The 15,855-nt window shown below is 69.7% G+C and carries 12 protein-coding genes and 1 pseudogene; 7 read left to right on the forward strand and 6 right to left on the reverse strand.

Features of this window, described 5'->3' with window-relative positions:
• Positions 1-6 precede the first annotated feature (6 nt).
• The 3 genes from PBV52_RS30745 to PBV52_RS30755 all read left to right on the forward strand — a co-directional run bounded on the left by PBV52_RS30745 (position 7) and on the right by PBV52_RS30755 (position 2,696).
• A complete protein-coding gene (locus PBV52_RS30745; protein WP_274242749.1) occupies positions 7-813 on the forward strand; it encodes an ABC transporter permease in 807 nt (268 codons plus the stop codon).
• A 208-nt stretch (positions 814-1,021) separates the two neighbouring features.
• On the forward strand, positions 1,022-1,315 hold the full coding sequence (locus PBV52_RS30750; protein WP_274242750.1) for a hypothetical protein: 294 nt from the start codon (positions 1,022-1,024) through the stop codon (positions 1,313-1,315).
• A 298-nt stretch (positions 1,316-1,613) separates the two neighbouring features.
• Positions 1,614-2,696 (forward strand): hypothetical protein, encoded by a 1,083-nt coding sequence (locus PBV52_RS30755; RefSeq protein ID WP_274242751.1) that lies wholly within the window; start codon positions 1,614-1,616, stop codon positions 2,694-2,696.
• A 22-nt stretch (positions 2,697-2,718) separates the two neighbouring features.
• On the opposite strand, the gene PBV52_RS30760 is transcribed toward PBV52_RS30755, so the two are convergent.
• Positions 2,719-4,815 carry an NACHT domain-containing NTPase gene (locus PBV52_RS30760; RefSeq protein WP_274242753.1) on the reverse strand — a complete coding sequence of 699 codons (2,097 nt, stop codon included), beginning with the start codon at positions 4,813-4,815 and terminating at the stop codon, positions 2,719-2,721.
• Between the two features lie 354 nt (positions 4,816-5,169).
• Here PBV52_RS30760 and PBV52_RS30765 point away from each other — a divergent pair, with 354 nt between their 5' ends.
• The gene (locus PBV52_RS30765; protein WP_373921928.1) at positions 5,170-5,985 is read left to right on the forward strand and encodes an alpha/beta hydrolase; all 816 of its coding nucleotides are present in this window, start codon (positions 5,170-5,172) and stop codon (positions 5,983-5,985) included.
• 237 nt (positions 5,986-6,222) lie between these two features.
• Here PBV52_RS30765 and greA read toward each other — a convergent pair whose 3' ends face one another.
• Together greA and PBV52_RS30775 are read right to left on the reverse strand one after the other, a co-directional pair.
• Positions 6,223-6,723: a transcription elongation factor GreA gene (gene greA / locus PBV52_RS30770; protein ID WP_274242757.1), complete on the reverse strand. Its 501-nt coding sequence runs from the start codon at positions 6,721-6,723 to the stop codon at positions 6,223-6,225.
• A gap of 243 nt (positions 6,724-6,966) precedes the next feature.
• Positions 6,967-7,365, reverse strand: coding sequence for a DUF4307 domain-containing protein (locus tag PBV52_RS30775; protein ID WP_274242759.1), 399 nt, complete (start codon positions 7,363-7,365; stop codon positions 6,967-6,969).
• Positions 7,366-7,532: 167 nt separating this feature from the next.
• Between PBV52_RS30775 and mca the strand changes: the two genes are divergently transcribed.
• Both mca and PBV52_RS30785 read left to right on the forward strand, forming a co-directional pair.
• Positions 7,533-8,393 carry a mycothiol conjugate amidase Mca gene (gene mca, locus PBV52_RS30780; RefSeq protein WP_274249710.1) on the forward strand — a complete coding sequence of 287 codons (861 nt, stop codon included), beginning with the start codon at positions 7,533-7,535 and terminating at the stop codon, positions 8,391-8,393.
• Complete coding sequence (locus tag PBV52_RS30785; protein WP_274242760.1) at positions 8,386-8,658, forward strand: hypothetical protein; 273 nt, start codon at positions 8,386-8,388, stop codon at positions 8,656-8,658. Before mca ends, PBV52_RS30785 begins: the two co-directional genes overlap by 8 nt.
• A gap of 396 nt (positions 8,659-9,054) precedes the next feature.
• Here PBV52_RS30785 and PBV52_RS30790 read toward each other — a convergent pair whose 3' ends face one another.
• The 3 genes and pseudogenes from PBV52_RS30790 to PBV52_RS30800 form a co-directional block, all read right to left on the reverse strand.
• Entirely contained in the window at positions 9,055-12,255 is a 3,201-nt protein-coding gene (locus PBV52_RS30790) for a tetratricopeptide repeat protein (RefSeq protein ID WP_274242762.1), read from the reverse strand.
• A 116-nt stretch (positions 12,256-12,371) separates the two neighbouring features.
• Positions 12,372-13,094, reverse strand: coding sequence for a transposase (locus PBV52_RS30795; RefSeq protein WP_306801495.1), 723 nt, complete (start codon positions 13,092-13,094; stop codon positions 12,372-12,374).
• Positions 13,095-13,456: 362 nt separating this feature from the next.
• Positions 13,457-13,528 (reverse strand): annotated as a pseudogene (locus PBV52_RS30800) (helix-turn-helix domain-containing protein); the annotation flags it as partial.
• 193 nt (positions 13,529-13,721) lie between these two features.
• On the opposite strand from PBV52_RS30800, the gene PBV52_RS30805 reads away from it, so the two are divergent.
• The gene (locus PBV52_RS30805; protein WP_274242763.1) at positions 13,722-15,755 is read left to right on the forward strand and encodes a thioredoxin domain-containing protein; all 2,034 of its coding nucleotides are present in this window, start codon (positions 13,722-13,724) and stop codon (positions 15,753-15,755) included.
• The last annotated feature ends 100 nt before the right edge of the window (positions 15,756-15,855 follow it).

A 15,855-nucleotide genomic window follows, 5' to 3' on the forward strand; every position in this document is an offset into this window, starting at 1 on the left:
GGTCAAGTGAGCACCGTGAACGATTCCCTGGTCATCGCCCGACGGAATCTGATTCGCATGACCCGGATTCCCGAGATGATTCTTTTCGGGCTGATCCAGCCCATCATGTTCGTCGTCCTCTTCACGTACGTCTTCGGCGGCTCGATGAAGATCGGCAACACCACCGACCCGGACGTCTACAAGAACTTCCTGATGGCCGGCATCTTCGCCCAGACCGTCACCTTCGCCACAGCGGGTGCGGGCGCTGGAATCGCCGACGACATGCACAAGGGGCTCATCGACCGGTTCCGCTCGTTGCCGATGGCGCGCGGTGCGGTGCTGACCGGTCGCACCGTCGCCGACCTCGTGCAGACGGCCCTGACCCTGTTGGTCCTGGCGATTGTGGCGCTGCTCGTGGGCTGGCGCCCCGGCTCCATGGAACCGACCAACTTCGGAAAGATCTTGGGCGGCTTCGGCCTGCTGCTTCTCCTGGGATACGCCTTCACCTGGATCGGTGCGCTGATCGGTCTGACCGTGCGCACCCCGGAGGCGGCGACCTCGGGGGGTCTGATCTGGCTCTTCCCGGTGACGTTCATCTCGACCGCCTTCGTGGACTCCGGTCAGATGACGCCCTGGCTGCGACACATCGCCGAATGGAACCCGTTCAGCGCGACCGTGCAGGCATGCCGCGAACTCTTCGGCGACCCCGGCCTCTCCCAGTCCGACGCCTGGCCGATGCAGCATCCGGTGTGGGCGTCGGTGATCTACTCGATCCTGATCGTCGTCATTTTCCGCACACTCGCGGTCCGCAAGTACCGCCGGGCAGACGGTTGATGCTCCGCCCCTGCCGGAAAGGCCCCGCTCGGCATACGCCGGACGGGGCTTTTCGGTTGGTGGCGGCTGCCTCGCATCAGCGACCTCGGACAGCCGCTGTCCTGGCGCGCCATCGGCGCATATTGGAGTATTTGCCGCTAATCTCCGGTAACTGTACGAAGTCGATCTCTCGCGGATCGCAACCACCTCACTCCACCGGAGATGAAACATGCGCAAGCTTCGCAAGGCGGCCGTCATGGTCGTTGCCCTCGGCAGCGTCGGGCTCCTGAGCTCCGGCACCGCCACCGCCCAGGGCGACGACGGTCACGGCGGCAAGGGCGGGGGCCAGTACAGCGTCCTGCAGAGCAGCAGCTGCAAGTCGCACGACCTCAACCTCGACATTCTCGGCCAGGTCGGCATTCTCAACGGCCTGCTGGGCAACGCGCTCAACGGCGAAGGCAACGCGGGCGGGCAGGACAAGCACCTGGGCTCAACCATGGGCTGCGACAACAAGGCCTTCTAGGGCGAGATTCGAGCAATGCTGTTGTGTCGGGTTGGCCGTTCGGGACAGACGCGGGCGGCCAGCCAGACGATGGCCGTGCACGCTGCCCCGGTGTGATCACTCAGCCGGGTGATCCCGGGCACCTGATCAGCGGGAAAGAGGCCAGTGCGCGGTGTGGCCGTGACGAAGCACCGTGAAGTGCCCATAGGTTGCGTGCGTGGTCGGTACCTCGCTTCCCCCGCAGGCGTTTCCCCGCACTGCGGCATCCAGCAATCCTCAGGCGCCAAGTGCGCGTTCCTGGTGGGCCGGTGGGCTGTGTGTGGCGGCCTTCTCGCTGGCTGCCTATACGGGGTTTCGGCTGCCGTCGCTCTGGACCATGACGCTTCAGACGACATCGCTGGCCGACGGGTTCCACCGCCGCTTCCTCGTCGCCACCGTGCTCCAACCGATCGCCGAGTGGGCAGGGAATGCCTACTCGTTCTATGCGGCCTTCTCGTTCGGCATCCTGGCGCTGCTGCTCGCCCTCATCGTCACCACTGTGGTGCGGGCCACGACGCCGGTCCGGCGATGGCTGCCGGTGGCGTTCTTCCTTCACCCGGCGGGCGCCTACCTGTTCCATGAGGTCGGCTACCTCGACCAGGTCCTGTTCCTTCTGCTGTTCGTCGCTCTGTGGCTCGGCCGCCGCGGCTGGTGGTGGACGGGGACGCTGGTGATGATGCTGGCGCCGACGGCCCATGAGATCAGTGCGCTGACCGTGATCCCGGTGTGGCTGCTGGCCGTGTGGCACTCGTCGCTGCCGACGCGCACCGCGTTCGCAGCAAGCATCCTGCCGGTGGCGGTGAACGCACTGCTGTTCGCCGTGCCGCCCGCGGTTCCGGGAGCGCGAGAACATCTGATCACGCGGATCAGCGAGGGTGACTGGAACTGGCGCGAAGACGCGTTCGCGCTCTTCTTCCGTACGCAGGCCGAGAGCTGGAGTGCCTACGACCCGTGGAACATCGCGCTGTATCTGGCTCCGCTCGTCCTTGCCGTCATCACGGTGACGGCTGTCGTCGTCGGGCCCGGCCACGACGCGCGCGGCTGGGTGACACGCTTCCTGGCCCTGGGCGCGAGTGGCGCGCCGTTCTTGCTGTCGTTCGGCGGGTGGGATCGGCACCGGTGGGCGTTCTTGCTCTGCGTGAACCTCGCCGTCGTCGCGTGGGTGTGGTGCGACGGTCACGAGAACATGAAGCGTGCGGTGGTCGCACTCGGGCTGGGACTCTTGCTGATCACACATGTGCCACTGGACTATTTCGACGGGTTCAAGTCCGTGCCGCTGACCGGTACCGCGTTCATGTCCTACGAGGAGGGAGCGCACCCAGGCCCCCTCGGTGGTCCGTTTGACGTGCCGCTTCGCTGGTAGCAAGGCATCGCGATCTTTCCGGTCACGACACCCATCGCTGGAACTCGCGGTGCCGGAACTGGTACGCGCCACCGGAGGTACGCAGCAGGCCGCCCTCGTACGACCACCGCAGGAACCGTCCGAGCCGATACGGGAGCCGGCCGCGCAGGCACAGGAGGAACACCAGGTACCTCCGGCCGCCGCCGAAGTCCGACACCCACCGCAGAGCCGCGGCCATCAGGCCGAAGGTCAGCACGTCGAGGATCGGCACCGAGGAGAGCACCAGCACGTCCGAGAAGGACATCACCCACCAGGCCACCGCCATGGAGAGCCCGGCAACGACGAACACGGCGCACCCGAAGAGGAGGTCGCCCCTCAGTACGTAGCGCCACCTCACGGCCGCGTTGACATCAGGCGGGTACGTACCGGTGAAGGTGTGGGTGAGGCCCGTTCCGTGCACGATCCGCACGCCCAGGAGGACCGACCAGAACACGGCGAGAGCGGGAAGGAACGAGACGAGCGAGCCGAAGCCGAGCGCGTCGGCGAGCCACGCGAGGGGGAGGGCTGCCAGCCCGCCCAGCCCGCCGAGTACGAGCCCCACCGGCACCGTGTCGATGGCCAGGCTCAGCGTCGCCCCCGAGAACACCCGCCCCCAAGGCACACACATCGGCAAGTCGCCCCCCTGCCCGGAGACGTCCCTCGCCAACAGCGCGGCACCGAGCCCGGCAACGGCGAACAGCCAGGACCCCGGACTCTCCCTGACGAGCACCAAGGGCAGCACAAGCCCGAGGAAGACGAGCACGGCCGCCACCGCGTCCGCGTGGCGCACGCGGTCGACGCCCGCGATCGGCCACAGCCAGGGACGGTGGATGTCGACGCGTTCCCCGGCAGCGGATCCGCTGTGCAGGTGGCGGGCGATCACTGAGAGCCAGCCCCGGACCCGCTCGGCGTCGTACCGCGACGGGCGGAGGTCCACGACGGCTGGGATGAACAGGGAGAGCAGGTGGTCCTTGAGCGCTCGCGCCGTGGAGTGGGCGAAGAGTTCCGAGGGGTCGCCGCGCCGGTGGTAGACGGCCTTGACGAGGAAGAGCCACCACGGCGTCGCCAGGGTCTCGCGCAGCACGTCGGACGCGGGCAGGCCGTGGGCGAACCTCTGCCAGCGCTCCTCGTCCTCGAACACCGTGGTCAGATGCGCCGCGACATGCTCGTGGCTCAGCGGGTCGATGTCGACGCCGACCGCGTGTTCCAGACGCTCCAGTCGTGGCAGGGCGTCGTAGTGGGCCGTGCGGCACAGCAGGACCAGCGGAAACTCCGACACCTTGCCGCCGTGGTTGCTGAGCACCTTCAACGCCGCCAGGGCGCGCGGGGCTTGAGGGTCCGGCAGCTGCTGCCCGTCCGGCCCGTACACAGGATCGCCGTTCGCGTCGGTGCGGCCGGGGTCCATCTCGTCCAAGCCGTCGAGGACGGGCAGCACGAGCCCGTTCCCCACGATCCATTTCGCCCGCTCCTCGGACGTACCGGCCCTGGTCACATGCCCGATCAGGAGCTTCTCGAAGGGAACCTTCATGTCCCATTCGGCCAGCGACACCCGTACGGGCACGGGGTCGTCCGGCGTGCGCTGCTTGATGAGGTCGCGCACCAACTCCACTGACAGCACCGTCTTCCCCGCGCCGGGGGCGCCTGTGACGACCAGGCGAGGCTTCGAACAGGCCCGGTAATACGCGGCGATGCCCGGAAGGCCGGCGTCCGCCGCAGGGCCGCCTCCCTCGACCTGCCCGCGCTCCGGGCCTCTGCCGGGGTTCGCGTCACGAGGGCGCCGCGTGAAGGTGAGAGTGAGCTGCTCCTCGTCCTTGCCCACCAGGGCACGAAACTGTTTGTTTTCGGCGGCCAGGATTTTCTTCGCCAGGGTTTCGGCAGCGCTCTGAGCGAAACTCAGCGCGTCCTCCGACTGCGGAAGAGCCTTGCGGGCCGCCTCCCAACCGGCCAGCGCGACAGCGAGCCCCACAGCCGCGAGCACCATCGACACGATGGAGGACGTGCTGCTCGCGTCCTGTCCGCCCCGCAACAGCTGTACGACTGCCCAGCCTGCCGCGCACGCGATGAGCAGACCGGTGATCAGCCACCTCAAGGCCCTCGTCATGTGCTTCCCCCCGGCCCAGGGCACGACAATCTCCCGCTGCAGCAAAGGTAGTTGACGACCGAGCAGCCCCGTCGCGGCCCGCCGAAAGAATCTTGGGCGCAGCCGCCGACGGATCTGACGCCGTCTCGACGGGGTACGGCAAATGGCCGCGTCGAGGCGGCAGCGACTGGTTCAGGGCTGGATGCTGGGGATCATGGATATCCGGTCAAGGGGCATGCCGTGACTGAGATCGCGTCGAACGTGCAGCCTGCCGCGCGGACGTCATCGGCTGCGTCGGCACGGCATCACCGGCCGCTCTCTCCCGGGGTACGCCCGCTCACCATCGATGCCGATGGCATCACACTCTCGGGCTTGGTGAGCGAGCCGGCACAGGATCCGCGCGCTGTGATCGTCGCCTTGCACGGCGGCGGCATGAATGCCGGGTACTTCGACGGCCAGGCGCACCCCGATGTGTCCCTGCTGGCTCTGGGAGCGCGCCTGGGTTACACGGTGCTGGCCCTGGACCGCCCGGGTTACGGAACGTCCGCCGCCCGGCTTCCGGCCGGGCAGAAACTCAGCCGGCAGGCCACCACCGTGCGCGCGGCGATCGCCGCCTTCACAGCTGCCCACGCTCCGGGCGTCGGCACACTGCTGCTGGGCCACTCTTTCGGCGCCAAGGTCGCCTTCGCTGTGGCCGCCGACTGGCAGGGCTCGGCCCTGCTGGGTGTGGAAGTCTCCGGGTGCGGCCGCCGACTGGCCGTGCCCGCCGGCCAGCTCAGCCCCGACCGCGGCGAGGGGCTGCGGCACCGGAACTGGGGTCCGCTGAGCTTGTATCCGCCCGACACGTTCCGGATGTGCCAGACGGTCGTGGCGACCATGCCGGCTCAGGAGTTCAGCACAGTGGCTGGCTGGATGCGGCTGTCGGCCTGGATCCTGCCACGAGTCCGCGTCCCCGCCCGGCTCACCTTCGCGCAGCACGAGGCTTGGTGGAGCCGGGACGATGATGACCTCGCCGATCTGGTCGGACGGCTGTCCGCGGCCCCACGGGTCGTCGTCGATCATCTCCCGCATGCCGGCCACAACATCAGCCTCGGCTGGGCAGCCCAGGCGTACCACCTCAAAGTATTGGCGTTCGCGCAGGAGTGCCTTGCCGCTCGGGCCCAGGAGGCCCGGAACCCGACTCCTGCTTGAGCTGCTGAACGGCCTTGCAGGTCCGGTTCCTGAGTGGGTGGGTCAGAAGATCGGCGTCTGCGCTTCGATTTCGGCGAGACCCTCTTCCATGGTCAGCGACGGCAGCACGCAGGTTCCGCATCGCGGATCCGCTCTGGCGTGACGGAACCCCCGGTGTGACGAAACCCCCGGCGCCGCGTGGGTGCCGGGGGCTCGTCGTGGATATGCCGGGCGGGGTCGACCGCCGCACGGTCCGGGTCAGCCGCTGTAGGGCTCGGCCTTCAGGATCTTCACCGAGGCCTTCTTGCCGTTCGGCAGCTCGTACTCCGCGTACTCGCCGACCTTGTTGCCGATCACGCCGGAACCGAGCGGGGACTGCGGAGAGTACGTCTCGATGTCGGCGCTGGCGTACTCGCGCGAGGCGAGCAGGAAGGTCATCGTGTCGTCCTCGTCACCGTCGAAGGCGATCGTCACGACCATGCCGGGCGCCACGGCGCCGTCCGCCGACGCCGGGGCCTCGCCGACCTTGGCGTTCTCCAGGAGCTGGGTCAGCTGGCGCACACGGAGCTCCTGCTTGCCCTGCTCCTCCTTGGCCGCGTGGTACCCGCCGTTCTCGCGCAGGTCGCCCTCCTCGCGCGCGGCCGCGATCTTGGCGGCGATCTCCGTGCGCGCAGGACCAGACAGGTACTCCAGCTCGGCCCTGAGCTGGTTGTACGCCTCCTGGGTCAGCCAGGTGACGTTCTCGCTGGTCTGGGTCACAGGTGCTCCTCGTAGGTACTGGGAATACAAAGCATCGCCCTACCCAGAAGAATGTTCCTTCACGGATGGGCGAAACCACGAGCCTAACAATTCAACGCCCGAAGGGGGAGGACATAAGCCATCAGAATCACGTCAACGCAGGTCAGCGCCTATGGATTCCGGACGAAGGCGGTCAGTGTCGAGCGGGGCCGGTCGGTTCCGGTCGGCGGTTCTGTCGGTTCCGGTCGGTACCGGTCGACGGGGTCAGTCGGCGTGGCAGCCGAGCAGCTCGGCCGTCGTCCCCTGGGACGTCGTACGGAGCGTGACGACCTTGTCGATCCGGGTGGCGTCGCCGTCGAAGCGGAAGTCGGCCCGGCCGACCTCGGCGCCGCTCTCCGCCTGGGAGCGCAGCGTGCAGTAGCCGGAGGCACCGGCGTCCTTGCGGACCTCCAGGTGGACCTTCACCGCGTCCTTGCCGGCGTCGAACTCGATCACCTCGGCGCTGATCTTGTTCTGGCCGACGTAGTGGTAGCCGAAGTAGCCGACCAGCGCCAGCAGTGCCACCCCGAGGGCAGTGCCGACGACCTTGAGCGTGCGGTCGGAGCGCGCGTCCGAGGAGCGGCCGTAGCGGCCCTCGGGCAGCCGCGTGCTCGCCGTACTCATGATCGTCCTCTCGGCAGGGGCGGGACGGATCTCCCAAAAGGGGTCTGCGGGCCGTACCCCGGAATTATCCGCCCCCCGATTCGGTCACTATAGAAGCCGCCGATCGCACCGGTTCACACCGGGCGCCGACTTATGAGGATTGAGTCTTGACTGACCAGTTGCGACTGATGGCCGTCCACGCCCACCCCGACGACGAGTCGAGCAAGGGCGCGGCCACCATGGCGAAGTACGTGTCCGAGGGGGTGGACGTGCTGGTCGTGACCTGTACGGGCGGGGAGCGCGGGTCCATCCTCAATCCCAAGCTGCAGGGCGACAAGTACATCGAGGAGCACATCCACGAGGTACGCAAGAAGGAGATGGACGAGGCCCGCGAGATTCTCGGGGTCAAGCAGGAGTGGCTCGGCTTCGTCGACTCCGGGCTGCCCGAGGGCGACCCGCTGCCGCCGCTGCCCGAGGGCTGCTTCGCCCTGGAGGACGTCGACAAGGCGGCCGGCGAGCTGGTGAAGCAGATCCGTTCCTTCCGTCCCCAGGTGATCACCACCTACGACGAGAACGGCGGCTACCCGCACCCCGACCACATCATGACCCACAAGATCTCGATGGTGGCGTTCGAGGGCGCGGCGGACACCGAGAAGTACCCGGAGGCGGAGTACGGCCCCGCGTACCAGCCGCGGAAGCTCTACTACAACCAGGGCTTCAACCGTCCCCGCACCGAGGCGCTGCACCAGGCCATGCTCGACCGAGGCCTGGAGTCCCCCTACGGCGACTGGCTCAAGCGCTGGGACGAGTTCGGCATGAAGCAGCGCACGCTCACCACGCACGTCCCGTGCGGCGACTTCTACGAGATCCGCGACAAGGCCCTGATCGCGCACGCCACCCAGATCGACCCCGACGGCGGCTGGTTCCGCGTCCCGCTGGAGCTCCAGCGGGAGGTCTGGCCGACGGAGGAGTACGAGCTGGCGAAGTCGCTCGTCGATACCTCCCTCCCCGAGGACGACCTCTTTGCGGGCATCCGCGACAATGCCTGACATGAGCGCAAGCGCAAGCCTGGCAATGACGCACCTCGCCACCCTCGCCAAGGAGGTGGACGAGGACAAGGTCACCCCCGGCGTCCTCGGCTTCATCGTCTTCGCGGTGATGGCACTGGCCGTGTGGGGCCTGATGAAGTCGATGAACCGCCACATGGGCAGGGTCGACTTCAAAGAGGCCCCGGACCCGAAGGCGGGCGCCGGGGACGCCCAGGAGGCCCAGGACGCCACGGCCGCCGGCCCGGCGAAGCCGCAGCAGGGCTGACCGGACGGGTGGGCGCCGGCGTCGGCCGCCGCGCCCACCGCATCGCCTGGCATCCCGTCGCCGCGCAGGAACCGATAGCCGCAGGGCTGCCCGACCAGGCGCATGTACGCCGTACCCGTCGGTGAGCACGGGCGGCGTCTCCGCGGGCACGGTCCGTCACGGACGGGTATGACGGACCGCACAGCCCTACGGCCCGTGCGCCGCGCCTGCCTACGGCCCGTGCGCCGCGCCTGCCTACGGCCCGTGCGCCGCGCCTGCCTACGGGCCCGTGCGCCACGCCCGCCTCAGGCCCGCGCGCCCACGCCTGCCTACGGGCCCGTGCGCCACGCCCGCCTCAGGCCCGCGCGCCCACGCCTGCCTACGCCCCGCGCGCCTACACCGCCGACGGCCGCAGGCCTACGCACCGGCCGCGACGCCCACGCCCATGACCTCCCGCGCATGCCGGTTGGGCACCATGCCGAGCCGCCAGGCCTGCCAGCCCTCCTCCAGCTGCACCCCGCGCTCCAGCAGGAGCAGATACGCCTCGGCGTAGTCGCTCAGCTTCCCGTCCCGCAGTGCGTGCCCGGCGCGCCCCAACCGGGCCAGCTCCTCCTGCGCCACGGCCGTCCCGACCTCGACACCCCCCGGCGCCGCATAGGGCAGCAGCGTGCAGCGCAGGAAGCGGGCCCAGTCCTCGCCCCTGCGGTCGCCGTAGGACGCGAACAGTCCGACCGCGTCGTCGCACAGGGCCAGCGCCTGCTGCGTACGGGCGTTCCCGGCGTCCACCACCGCCAGCTCCAGGCATGTCCATGCCTCGCCGTGCGCCACGCCGATGCGCTGGAAGTCGGCGCGGGCGTCGACCAGGAGCTGGCGCGCGAAACCGGAGTTGCGCAGGGAGCCCGTCTGGGCGGCCCGCTGGTCCCGCGTCACCCGCGCCGAGTGGTGCCGGGCGCACGCCAGGCCGTACACGTCCCGCATGCGCGAGAACATCGTGCGCGAACGTTCCAGCTCCCGTACCGCGAGGTCCAGGGCGCCCGTCTCCTCCAGGGCCTGGCCCAGGTAGTAGACGGACCACGCCTCGCCGCGCGCGTCCTCGTTGTCGCGGTGGTGGGAGGCCGCCTGGCGCAGGCCGTCCACCGCCGGGGACGGGTCGCCGGCGACCAGGCGGGCGCGGGCGAGCTGGGTCATCGCCCAGGCCTCGCCCCGGGCGTCGCGGGTACGGCCGTACAGGTCCAGGGCCGTGCGCAACTCCGACTCCGCGCGCGGTACGTCGCCCATGCGCAAGCCCAGTTGGCCCAGCTGGAAGTGGGCCCAGGCCTCGCCGTGGATCGACTCGCCCGCGCGGTGCAGGGCGAGGGAGTCGGTCAGCAGGTCCAGCGACTCGGAGATGCGGCCGCGGTCCCGTTCCACCGCCGCCAGCGCGTGCATCGTCCAGGCGCGGTCCGTCGCCAGGGCGGGGGCCGACTGCAGGTCCAGGGCCTCGCGGAGCTTGGCCGCCGCCTCGGTGAGGTTGCCCTGGTGGTGCAGCGTGATGCCGAGGGAGCACAGGGCGCGGGCCGCGCCCGCGTCGTGCTGGGCCTCCAGGTAGAGGTCGACCACCGAGGTCAGGGTCGTGCGGGCCTTGTCGAGTTCGCCGAGCTGGCGGGCCGCGATGCCCGTACGCCACTGCACCGAGCGGACCAACAGGCCCTGGTCCACGGCCTGCGCCAGCTCGTTGATCTCGCCCAGGCGGTAGAGGTCGCCACGCAGGAGGCAGTAGTCGCACAGCGCGCCCAGCAGGTTCAGGACCGCCGCCTGGTTCACGTCCTCCGCGTGCCGCAGCGCCGCCGTGATGAAGCTCGACTCGTCGTCCAGCCAGCGCAGCGCGTCGTCCAGCGAGGTGAAGCCGTGCGGGCTGAAGCGGTCCGAGCGGGTCGACATGTTGCCGTCGACCAGGCGAAGGACCGAGTCGGCGAGGTCGGCGTAGTTCACGATCAGCCGCTCCTGCGCCGCCGTACGCTCCGACGGCTCCTCCTCGTCGAGGAGGCGGGCGTGGGCGAAGACGCGGACCAGGTCGTGCAGGCGGTAGCGGTCGCCGCGGACGTGGTCGATCAAGCCCGACTGCGACAGGGCCACCAGGTGGCGGGTCGCCTCCGCCTGGTCCGTGGCCAGCAGCGATGCCGCCGCCGCGGCGCCCAGTGACGCCCGGCCCGCCAGCGCGAGCCTGCGCAGCAGACGCCTCGCCGCCTCCGACTGGTCGGTGTAGCGCAGCCACAGCACCCGCTCGATCGGCTCCACCGGGCCGTACGCACCCAGGTCCGTCGCCAGCGTGCGCGGTGAACGCGGGCCCAGCGACGAGCCCGCGATGTGCAGCGCCAGCGGCAGCCCCCCGCACAACTCCCGTATCCGGTCGGCCGATTCGGCGTCGTAGGGGCCCGAGGAATCCTGCGCCGCCGCGGCCAGCAGCTCCTCCGCGCCGGCCGCGTCCAGCGACTCCACCGGCAGCTGGTGCACCCAGGCGGCGAGCTCCGCGGGCAGGTCGAGGGGCTCGCGGGCGGTGACCAGGACCAGGCTGTCGGAGCGCTCGGGGACGAGGGTACGGACCTGCTCCGGGTCCGAGGCGTCGTCCAGTACGACGGTGACCGGGAGGCCGGTGAGGTGCTGGTGGTAGAGCTCGCTCAGCCGCTTGACCTGCTGGTCCGCCGAGGAGCGCTCGCGGAACAGGAGCTGCTCGCGCGGGGCGCCCAGACGGTTCAGCAGATGCAGCAGCGCATCCCTGGTGGGCAGGGGCGGCTCGTCCGCGGTGTCGCCGCGCAGGTCCACCACGCACGCGCCGCGGAACTGGTCCTTCAGGTCGTGGGCCGCGCGGATCGCCAATGCCGTACGACCACTGCCGGGCGCCCCGTGCAGCACGACGACCGTCGGCTTCGTCTCCGTACTCGCCCGCGCCGCCTGCACCCACTGCCGGATGCGTGCCATCTCCTGCCTACGGCCCGCGAACGGGCCCGTCGGCTCGGGGAGTTGGCCGAACGACTGCTCCAGCAGGTTCCGCCCACGGGCCGCCGCGCTCTTGTCCGCGCCCTTCAGCCGCGGCCCCGTCTGCTTCGGGCCGGTGGACGCGCTCAGCACCCGCTGCTGGTCGAGGAAGGGACGGATGCCCCGTACCTCCAGCGCCGTCAGCCACTGCAGCCGCAGCTGTTCCGGTCCGCCGGGCTGGCCCACGGCACCCGCGCGATGGTGCGCGGCCGGCAGATGCGTGCCGGCCACCTTCACGACCGTCGCCGCCGCGCCCACGACACCGACGGTCACGCCCGCGCCCACCGCGGTGCCCGTGCTCGTGCCGAGCGCCAGGTCGGTGACGACGGCCGCGACCGCCGCGACGCCCGCCACCATCAGCGGCGTACGGCCGCCCTCCCGCGCGAACCGCTGTCCGAACGTCAGCCGGCCGGCCTCCGTCTCGTCCAGCGCGCGCGTATACGCCTCGTACTCCTCGGCCGCCGACTGCGCCATGGCGTCCAACGCGCCGCGCGCCCGTGACATCAGCACCTGTCCGTCGGTGCGCCCGCCCGAGCGCCGCACTTCCTCCTCCACAGCCCGGGCCAACAGCCGCTCGGCATCGGTCCGATGGCTGTCTCGCATTTGGCCTCCCCCCGGCCTTCAAGGCCAGGATTCCAGGCGGCTTTGCCGCTCGGTGGTTCCTGCTTCATCACCCACTGCCCCGGCTTGCGGGGACTTACGCGGGCTCCACAGGCGTTTTACCTCTCCGCAAGCCCTGCGGCGAGGAGTCTGCGCCCTTCGGCGCGAAGGTTGTACTCGGCGTTCTGATCCCGGTCGTGCACGGCCCCGCAGTCGCAGACCCACTGACGGATGCGGAGCTGATCGCGCCCCTTCGGGCCGCGCAGAACTCCGCACCCGGGCGCCGAGCACAGTTGTGTGCTGGGGAACCAACGGTCGACCTTGACAAGGCCACGTCCGTAACGGTGGCACTTCGCTTCCAGAGTGCGAGTGAAGACGCCGAGGGACTGGTCGTTGACGGACTTGCCGAGCCTGCCACGCCGGGTACCCATGCCCTTCACGTTCAGGTCCTCTACATAGACCGCTTGGCTCTCACGGACGATGCGGGTGGTTTCCTGTTCGATGAAGTCGCGTCGCTTGTCGGCGATGCGCGCATGGATCTTGGCGACGGCCAGCTGGGCCTTGCGTCGGTTGTTCGATCCCTTCTGGCAGCGGGACAGGTGCCGCTGGGCCCGGCGGAGCTTCTTCTCCTGGCGGCGGAAAAACTTCGGTGAGGCGATCTTCCGCCCACGCAGCACCGCGTAAGAGGACAGGCCCAGGTCGATGCCGGTGTCGGTTTCCTCCAGGTCCAGCTCGGGCAGCGGCTTGTCCTCTGTCTCGACGACGAATGAGCGAAGTAACGGCCGGTTGGATCCTTGATGACGGTGACCGAGGACGGCTCGGCTGGCAGCGGCCGGGACCAGCGGACCGCGACGTCACCCAGCTTGGCGATGAACAGTCGTCCGCTCTCCCGCAGGACGAAGCCGTTGCGGGTGAAGCGCAGCGACTGACGCCCGGTCTTTTTCTTCGGCTTCGGCGGGTTCATCTTCGGGCCCTTGCGGTCCCCGCGCCGCCAGGAGAAGAAGTTCCGGTACGCGGCGTGCAGGTCCCCGAGGAACTGCACAAGTGCGACTGAGGGGGCTTCCTTCAGCCACTGACGCTCTTCGGTCTTCTTCCCCGCAGTGATGACCAGCTTTTGCAGCTGGGCGTCGGTGATGAACGGTTCGCCGCACTTGTACGCCTCGTTCCGCATCCGCAGACCGTCGTTGTAGACGACGCGGGCGCAGCCGAAGAAGCGGGCCAGAGTCTGCTGCTGATCGCGGGACGGATGGATCCTGTAGTTGTAGCGCAGCTTCACCGCTCACCTCCCCGACATGATCGAAGGAACGTTCGCGATCGTGCCGATCCAAGTTGACAATTGTCGAGTCTGTGACTGCGGGTTCAGCTGCGGGTCAGGGCCCTTCATGGATGGGGCCAAGTGGGCCGGGAAGGGCACCTGGAGGCGAGGGTGCGGACGCGTGATGGCGGGATACTGCGGCAGGATGGACACCATGCCGAACCGACTGGCGCACGAGACGTCCCCGTACCTCCTTCAGCACGCCGACAACCCAGTCGACTGGTGGCCCTGGTCCGCGGAGGCCTTCGAGGAGGCCCGGAAGCGTAACGTGCCCGTGCTGCTCAGCGTCGGCTATTCGAGCTGCCACTGGTGTCACGTGATGGCCCACGAGTCCTTCGAGGACCAGGAGACCGCCGACTACCTCAACGCCCACTTCGTCAGCGTCAAGGTCGACCGCGAGGAACGCCCCGACGTGGACGCCGTCTACATGGAGGCCGTCCAGGCGGCCACCGGCCAGGGCGGCTGGCCCATGACCGTCTTCCTCACCCCCGACGCCGAGCCCTTCTACTTCGGCACCTACTTCCCGCCCGCACCCCGGCACGGCGCGCCGTCCTTCCGGCAGGTGCTGGAGGGCGTCAGCAGTGCGTGGGCCGACCGGCGGGAGGAGGTCGACGAGGTCGCCGGGAAGATCGTGCGGGATCTCGCCGGGCGGGAGATCTCCTACGGCGGTACCGAGGCGCCCGGTGAGGAGGAGCTCGCCCAGGCGCTCCTCGGGCTCACCCGGGAGTACGACCCGCAGCGCGGCGGGTTCGGGGGCGCGCCCAAGTTTCCGCCGTCCATGGTGATCGAGTTCCTGTTGCGCCACCATGCCCGGACCGGGTCCGAGGGCGCCTTGCAGATGGCACAGGACACCTGCGAGCGGATGGCCCGCGGCGGGATCTACGACCAGCTCGGCGGCGGGTTCGCGCGCTACTCCGTCGACCGCGACTGGGTCGTGCCGCACTTCGAGAAGATGCTCTACGACAACGCCCTGCTCTGCCGTGTCTACGCCCACCTGTGGCGCGCCACCGGCTCCGAGCTCGCCCGCCGGGTCGCCCTGGAGACCGCCGACTTCATGGTGCGCGAACTGCGCACCGGCGAGGGCGGGTTCGCCTCCGCGCTCGACGCCGACAGCGACGACGGGACCGGCAAGCACGTCGAGGGCGCGTACTACGTCTGGACGCCGCGGCAGCTGCGCGAGGTGCTCGGCGACGAGGACGCCGACCTCGCGGTCCGGTATTTCGGTGTCACCGAGGAGGGCACGTTCGAGCACGGCTCGTCCGTGCTGCAACTCCCGCAGCAGGACGAGCTGTTCGACGCCGAGAAGATCACCTCGATCCGCGAGCGGCTGCTCCGCCAGCGTGGCACGCGTCCCGAGCCCGGCCGTGACGACAAGATCGTCGCCGCCTGGAACGGCCTCGCGATCGCCGCTCTCGCCGAGACCGGCGCCTACTTCGACCGCCCCGACCTCGTGGACGCCGCCCTCGGCGCCGCCGACCTCCTCGTACGGCTGCACCTCGACGACCACGCCCGTATCGCCCGCACCAGCAAGGACGGCCAGGTCGGCGCGAACGCGGGCGTGTTGGAGGACTACGGCGACGTCGCCGAGGGCTTCCTCGCGCTCGCCTCCGTCACCGGTGAGGGCGTCTGGCTGGACTTCGCCGGGTTCCTGCTCGACCACGTCCTGGCCCGCTTCACCGACGAGGAGTCCGGCGCCCTCTACGACACCGCCGCCGACGCCGAGCAGCTGATCCGCCGACCCCAGGACCCCACCGACAACGCCGCCCCCTCCGGCTGGAGCGCCGCGGCCGGTGCCCTGCTGAGCTACGCCGCGCAGACCGGCGCCGAGCCTCATCGCCTCGCCGCCGAGCGGGCGTTGGGGGTCGTGAAGGCCCTCGGCCCGCGCGTCCCCCGCTTCATCGGCTGGGGGCTCGCGGTGGCGGAAGCGAACCTCGACGGGCCGCGTGAGATCGCGGTCGTCGGCCCGTCCCTGTCCGACGAGGGCACAAAAGCACTGCACCGTACGGCGCTCCTCGGCACCGCGCCGGGCGCGGTCGTGGCCGTGGGATCTCCGGAGAGTGACGAGTTTCCGCTCCTCGCCGACCGGCCCCTGCAGCAGGGTCAACCTGCGGCTTACGTCTGTCGAAACTTCACCTGCGATGCCCCGACCACCGATCCGGACCAGTTGCGGACCGCGCTGACCAGCTGAAACGGCCGCGAACAAGGGGCGGTTACGCGACCTGCGTTCGAATTGTTCACTCTCGGGGCTCGTTGTGATGAAACGCGCTCTTCATGGAAACGGCCTGCGG

Source organism: Streptomyces sp. T12 (genome assembly GCF_028736035.1).
Classification (GTDB): domain Bacteria; phylum Actinomycetota; class Actinomycetes; order Streptomycetales; family Streptomycetaceae; genus Streptomyces.

What these genes read in the sequence shown, in the direction of transcription:
- PBV52_RS30775 (WP_274242759.1), bottom strand. Translation starts at nt 7,365, where the DNA reads ATGAGTACGGCGAGCACGCGGCTGCCCGAGGGCCGCTACGGCCGCTCC.
- PBV52_RS30790 (WP_274242762.1), bottom strand. Translation starts at nt 12,255, where the DNA reads ATGCGAGACAGCCATCGGACCGATGCCGAGCGGCTGTTGGCCCGGGCT.
- PBV52_RS30785 (WP_274242760.1), top strand. Translation starts at nt 8,386, where the DNA reads ATGCCTGACATGAGCGCAAGCGCAAGCCTGGCAATGACGCACCTCGCC.
- PBV52_RS30805 (WP_274242763.1), top strand. Translation starts at nt 13,722, where the DNA reads ATGCCGAACCGACTGGCGCACGAGACGTCCCCGTACCTCCTTCAGCAC.
- PBV52_RS30750 (WP_274242750.1), top strand. Translation starts at nt 1,022, where the DNA reads ATGCGCAAGCTTCGCAAGGCGGCCGTCATGGTCGTTGCCCTCGGCAGC.
- mca (WP_274249710.1), top strand. Translation starts at nt 7,533, where the DNA reads ATGGCCGTCCACGCCCACCCCGACGACGAGTCGAGCAAGGGCGCGGCC.
- PBV52_RS30760 (WP_274242753.1), bottom strand. Translation starts at nt 4,815, where the DNA reads ATGACGAGGGCCTTGAGGTGGCTGATCACCGGTCTGCTCATCGCGTGC.